Source organism: Microvirga sp. P4_G7 (assembly GCF_056401005.1).
This window is the reverse complement of record NZ_JBFUKD010000223.1, coordinates 1-5412: the sequence shown is the minus strand read 5'-3', so window position 1 is coordinate 5412 and position 5412 is coordinate 1. Positions and strand designations below refer to the sequence as shown.

At 59.5% G+C, this 5412-nt stretch carries 6 protein-coding genes; 4 read left to right on the top strand and 2 right to left on the bottom strand.

The window, feature by feature from the left end:
* Positions 1-140 precede the first annotated feature (140 nt).
* On the top strand, positions 141-344 hold the full coding sequence (locus AC1DT3_RS11325; protein WP_477465356.1) for a heavy-metal-associated domain-containing protein: 204 nt from the start codon (positions 141-143) through the stop codon (positions 342-344).
* A gap of 9 nt (positions 345-353) precedes the next feature.
* On the opposite strand, the gene AC1DT3_RS11320 is transcribed toward AC1DT3_RS11325, so the two are convergent.
* Positions 354-1637, bottom strand: a complete 1284-nt coding sequence (locus AC1DT3_RS11320) for an alpha/beta hydrolase (RefSeq protein WP_477465355.1) — start codon at positions 1635-1637, stop codon at positions 354-356.
* A gap of 274 nt (positions 1638-1911) precedes the next feature.
* Between AC1DT3_RS11320 and AC1DT3_RS11315 the strand changes: the two genes are divergently transcribed.
* The 3 genes from AC1DT3_RS11315 (at position 1912) to solA (ending at position 4620) form a co-directional block, all read left to right on the top strand.
* Positions 1912-2202 (top strand): hypothetical protein, encoded by a 291-nt coding sequence (locus tag AC1DT3_RS11315; protein ID WP_477465354.1) that lies wholly within the window; start codon positions 1912-1914, stop codon positions 2200-2202.
* Positions 2203-2410: 208 nt separating this feature from the next.
* On the top strand, positions 2411-3256 hold the full coding sequence (locus AC1DT3_RS11310; protein ID WP_477465353.1) for a universal stress protein: 846 nt from the start codon (positions 2411-2413) through the stop codon (positions 3254-3256).
* 164 nt (positions 3257-3420) lie between these two features.
* Entirely contained in the window at positions 3421-4620 is a 1200-nt protein-coding gene (gene solA, locus AC1DT3_RS11305; protein ID WP_477465352.1) for an N-methyl-L-tryptophan oxidase, read from the top strand.
* A 24-nt stretch (positions 4621-4644) separates the two neighbouring features.
* Here the strand turns inward: solA and AC1DT3_RS11300 are convergent, their stop codons facing one another.
* Entirely contained in the window at positions 4645-4845 is a 201-nt protein-coding gene (locus tag AC1DT3_RS11300) for a hypothetical protein (protein WP_477465351.1), read from the bottom strand.
* Positions 4846-5412 lie beyond the last annotated feature (567 nt).

Genomic DNA, 5412 nt, shown 5'->3' with positions numbered 1-5412 from the left:
GTCCTGTGGAATTGTCGACCGGCACCATCTGGGGCTTCCAACGATGGGAAGGTCAAGACCTTCGCCTCCGAATAAGTCGCTTGACCCTCCTACCGTGGGAAGGTTCATCGTCAAAATTCCAACGATGGAAAGGACCAATAATGCTTCGCTTCAGCATTCCGAGAATGTCATGCGGTCATTGCGCGTCGACGATCACGACGGCGGTGAAAGCCCTCGATACGAAAGCGGAAATTGAAACCGATCTGCCGGCACAGGAAATCCGCGTGCGCTCCACGGCCAACGCTCATGAGATTACCGAAGCGCTATTGGCGGTGGGATATGAGAGTGAAGCGCTTGCGGCGTGAGAGAAATGCTCAGCGCTTCTTGCGCTGGGGTGCCAGCACGCCGTCGCTGGCCTGTGTGGTTTCGATCGGTGCCAATTCGGCGCCGGTGTCGCCAGCCGGAGCGAGTGATTCAAGGCGCTGGCCGAGACCGTCTCGGCTGGCGGGATCGATGAYGGCGATCGGGGCGGTAACGATGACGCTCGCAGCGACGCCGACTTTTGCGGCGGCTCCCGTAATGGCGAGCCCAATATGCTCACCAAGGCCTGCCTGCTTGCCGTCGAGAGTCTGACCGGACGCCAATTGCGCGCCGATGAACTGCACGACTTCCGGCGATTCTGCGAATTTCCCGTGATTGAGTGAATCGCCCGCTTTGACAGCAGTCAGATCGATCACGTTGATATGGCTCGCCTCGATCGCAGATCGGTAGGGTTCCTGCGCGGGATCGATGGCGCCGAGACGCGCCGTACTGCCCGAGATCGCTCGCGATATTCCAAGTGCGCGATCATCCTGCGAAACAAACAGCGTAATGCGAGGTAGTCGGTGTCCCATCCCTGCGACCTGAGTGCGCGCGACATCGACATCCACGTCCGGTGCGGCAAGCATGACGTTGGAAATCTTGCGCGGAATCTCGCCATTGCGAATAGCCAACTGGCGAAGCGCCTCGAGCGTCACCCAATTTCCCATGGAATGCGCCAACACATTCACTTCTTGAATGCTCGGATCGGTCGCGAGATCTCGCAGCAGGGCCTCCAACGCATCACGAGAGTAGGTCGCGCTCTCGCGATCGTACGGATAGGCGAGCAATTGCCCGCGTGAGGGCCAGGTAAAGAGAACGGGAACAGCCGGCGTTTTCGCGTCGTACGAGATTTGCGCAAATCGATAGACCGCGTCGTCGAAGCGGTTGTTGTAGCCGTGGATGAACACCATCACTCGGCGGCCTCTGCTGGGCGCGAGTTTTCTCACCTGTGCAACGAATGCCTTACGATCGTAAGACGCGACACTTGTGGTCACGAAGTTTTTCGATGGATCGCCCGGGTTCCGATCCGGCCACTCGATCTCACCGGATTTATGTCCCGGCGGGACGGAAACGTCGATCTGAGCAAACGATAACCTGCTCCCACGCTCGCCAGTGAACAAGATGCCCGCGTCCGCCGTCGGACGGCGTGTCGTTGCCACGAGAACAGGGACGACTGTCCCCTCGGAGCCCGCCGTCAGCACAGGCTTCATCAGGCCCTCGGGACGGGAGCAGCCGACGAGGCCGGCCACGCAGCAGACCGCAAACAGGTAAACTCGGAAAGCGGAACGCCGCTCCATCGTACTCGGCTCTTCGCGTTGGAGCGTGCAACAACACGCTTTACTGTACAGGTTCAGGAGCTTCGTGAAACAAAGTTTCCCAACATCGACTTGTGCAGCTTCACTGTCGAACCAGAAGTCGAAATGATCAAGGTCAAAGAGAGGGTTTATCTTCGTAAACGCTCTATTCACCTCTCGCGTATCAGTATATCACCTGAAAAGATCTCGGGTTGAATCCGGATGGCGGCGGACGGACCGTCGTTTAAGGATCAGGCAATATTCAGAAGGGGCATTCATGTTCGACCAGATTAAAGCAAACGGCCTTTGTATCGTTACGGCAACTGCACTGAGCATTCTCGCCGTGACCGCGGCAGCGGCTCAGACCAAGGCAAAGAATCCGCGCGCCGTGGCTCAAGCTGCGAAATCTTCGGTGACCGATCCCCAAGAGCGCAGTTTCCTCGACCCGGGCCCGATCTCCCTGTCCGAGCGAAATGGTCCGAACTATGTCTCCGGCGGGATGGGGGCTCCACGCTCGAACTCCGATCGCTTCGGCAGCGACGTTCTCCCCCCCTTCGTCGGCCGCTGAACGGACGACCTTTCAAACGCCACCGGCTCAGTCGGTGGCGTCTGATTTTCGATCAAACCTCAGTCCGCAGCGTATCTCGGCGAGCCATGCAGCCATGCGCCGCCCACTGACCTTAGCTGTATCGCGCACAGTGGTCGCCAATCATCCGCCGTGATCCATTTATGTCCGTGATGCCGGTTGATCCGGTCGATTGCGGAGACGTTGAATCATGAAAGATATCTTGGTGCATTTGGACGGGACGTCGGAAGACGAGACACGTCTGCGCACGGCGGAGGCGATCGCGTCGGTTCTGCAGTCTCATATCACGGGGTTGTTCACGAACCCCCTTCCCGACTACGCCGCCTATGCGCCCATGGACGGCGGGGCAGCGGCTGCGGGCCTCCTCGTTCAGATTCAGGAGGACACGCGCCAGCGGGGGAACCAGATCGAACAGAAGTTTGTCGAGCGCTTCGGCAAGCTCGGAGTTTCGAACGAGGTTCGGCGGATCGAAGACCTCCCAGGCTTGCTATCGAGCCGCGTCGTCTCGGACGCGCGATGCGGCGATCTATTCGTCATCGGCCAACCATATCGCGACGAGCCGAAGCTCAATTGGGACGACCTATTCGAGGCGGTACTTTTTGGAAGCGGCCGCGGCGTGCTCGTCGTGCCCCCGAACAAGCAGCCCGCGGACGCCATCCGCCGCGTTCTCGTTTGCTGGCGCGATTCGCGCGAGGCGGCGCGCGCTGTTGCGGAAGCCACGCCGATCATTCGCAAGGCCACGCGAACGGGCATCCTCCTCGTCGACCCCAGAAGCGAAACCGACGGGATCCGCAATGCTCCGGCGGCGGACATCGCACGTCACCTAGGTCGCTATGGGACTGCCGTCGAAATCAATCTTGTCGAAAGCGAGGGTCGCAGCGTCGGCGCCGTCATCCTCGATCAGGCCCGGCGCATGTCGGCGGATCTCATTGTCATGGGCGGTTACGGTCATTCCCGTGCGCGAGAATGGATCATGGGCGGCGCAACGCGAGACGTCCTCGCCGCATCCGAATACCCCATCCTGATCGCCCACTGACGCGTAGTGTGCTTTCATTCCAAGGCTACGCAGAGGCAACCAACATCATCGGGGTCGCCTCGCGCGGCCACGAGAATGGGTGCTTCATTGCTTCCCGGCTGATGGGCTGTTCGGCCGTCTCCGAGGTCTGATAGGATGTTGCCTGACATCCGGGAGAATACGCAATGAAGCCACCCAGCCGTTCATTTGATGTCGCCGTCGTGGGCCTTGGAGCGATGGGCGCAGCGGCGTTCTATCAATTGGCGAAACGCGGAATCCRCGTCGTCGGCATCGACCGGTTCGTACCGCCGCATGACCAGGGGTCGACCCACGGCGAAACGCGGATCACCCGTCAAGGCATCGGCGAGGGTGAGGCCTATGTCCCGTTTGCCCTTCGAGCTCACGACATTTGGCGTGAGCTCGAAGCCGAGACCGGCGAAAGTCTTTTGATTCAGTGCGGTTGCCTCGTCATCGCGCCGCAAAGCGAAGGTCGCGACAACGGACTGCGAAAAGGCTTTCTGAAACGGACATGCGATACTGCAGAGCGCTTCGGAATCCCGCACGAGATCATCGATCCCGCTGAGATCCACGCACGCTATCCGCAATTCTCGCCGCGGGAAGACGAGATCGGCTATTTCGAACCCGGTGGTGGCTACGTTCGCCCGGAGGCATGCATCTCTGCGCAACTTAAGCGCGGACTAGAGCTTGGTGGTGTGACACGGCTGGGAACCACAGTGCGCAACATCGATCAGATGGAAAGCGGCGTTGCTATCGCAACGGATGACGAGACCATTTACGCCGAGCACGTGATCGTCGCAGCTGGTGCATGGGCCCCCGCGCTGCTCGGCGGGCCATTTCAACCGTTGCTTACACCGCGCCGCCAATTCATGAACTGGTTTCCCGTCGAGGCGCAATTCGCGCCGGCGTGGGAGAGCGGCCCGGTTTTCATTTGGGCGCACGGAGCCGGGGCTGAGGACTTTTTCTACGGGTTTCCCTCCCTGCCCGGTAGCGGCACCATCAAGACAGCCGGCGAGCAATATCGGGATCGTGTCGAACCCGAGACGATGAAGCGCGTCGTCGATGCTGAAGAATCGCGGGCTATGTACGCCGAGCATGTTGCCGGACGATTGAACGGCCTTGACCCGGTCGCCGCTCGGGCCGTGACGTGTCTTTACACCGTGACTCCGGATTCGGCTTTTGTGATCGATCGGCACCCCGACGCCGAACGCATTCTCGTCCTCTCGCCTTGCTCGGGCCATGGCTTCAAACATTCGGCGGCCATCGGCGAGACGGCGGCTCAGCTCATTGCCGAGGGACAGACCGACATCGATCTGTCTCCCTTTGCAATCGCACGGTTCGCAGCGAATGCCGACGCGCTGACGTGAGACGTTCGAGAAGCTCTGAATTGATCAATGCGCTAACCGCGCGCTTCGGCGTCGGGGCAGCTTTTCGCGAACGGCTCGATTGACCTCGGCCATTGAGCGAAAGACGACGCCATCGAGATCCTTGAAGGGACGCTCGGCGGTGAAGAAACGATAGCCGCCGCGCTCGGGAACCACGATACCCGCGGTGAGGTCGTCAGCTTCGATGACGTGCGCATTGTGCTTCATGGCGAAATACTCCAGACGCCGCGACGATCGCGCGGCAAAACKTTGCGTTCGAAGTCGTCGACGCAATGTCTAGAGGCGACAATCTTCCCGGGCGCCGCGAGCGCGGCGACGTCCGATACGGAGCAGGAGGGCGTTGATGAGAGGAACGATCATGACCGTCAATCCTTCGATGGGGACCACGAGGCGGTCGGCTCCGTGGCGCTTTAGCGTTTGTTCACGCGGCGCAAGCTGCATTCTTCAAATCACCGCGGTTCTCGGAAACGGATGCTTCGAGAACATGAAGAATGTGGTCGGAAGTCGCGCCGAAGTCAATCCAAACGTTCTTTTTTAAGAACGATCATTTGAAGAACAATCTTCTCCGAGACCACCACTGCGAAGAATATTGCCTTAGCGCGCCGGATTTCGTACCCGATGGGAGCGATTCAGTTCTTTTTCGTGATACAATCATCGACCATCCCATCCGTATCGTTCTTAATAAAGAACAAATCGCTTGACCCCGAAGGTGTCTTGTGATGGAGTCACTTCATCACGTTGTCCTGACACCGTGATGACATCTCATCGATGTTC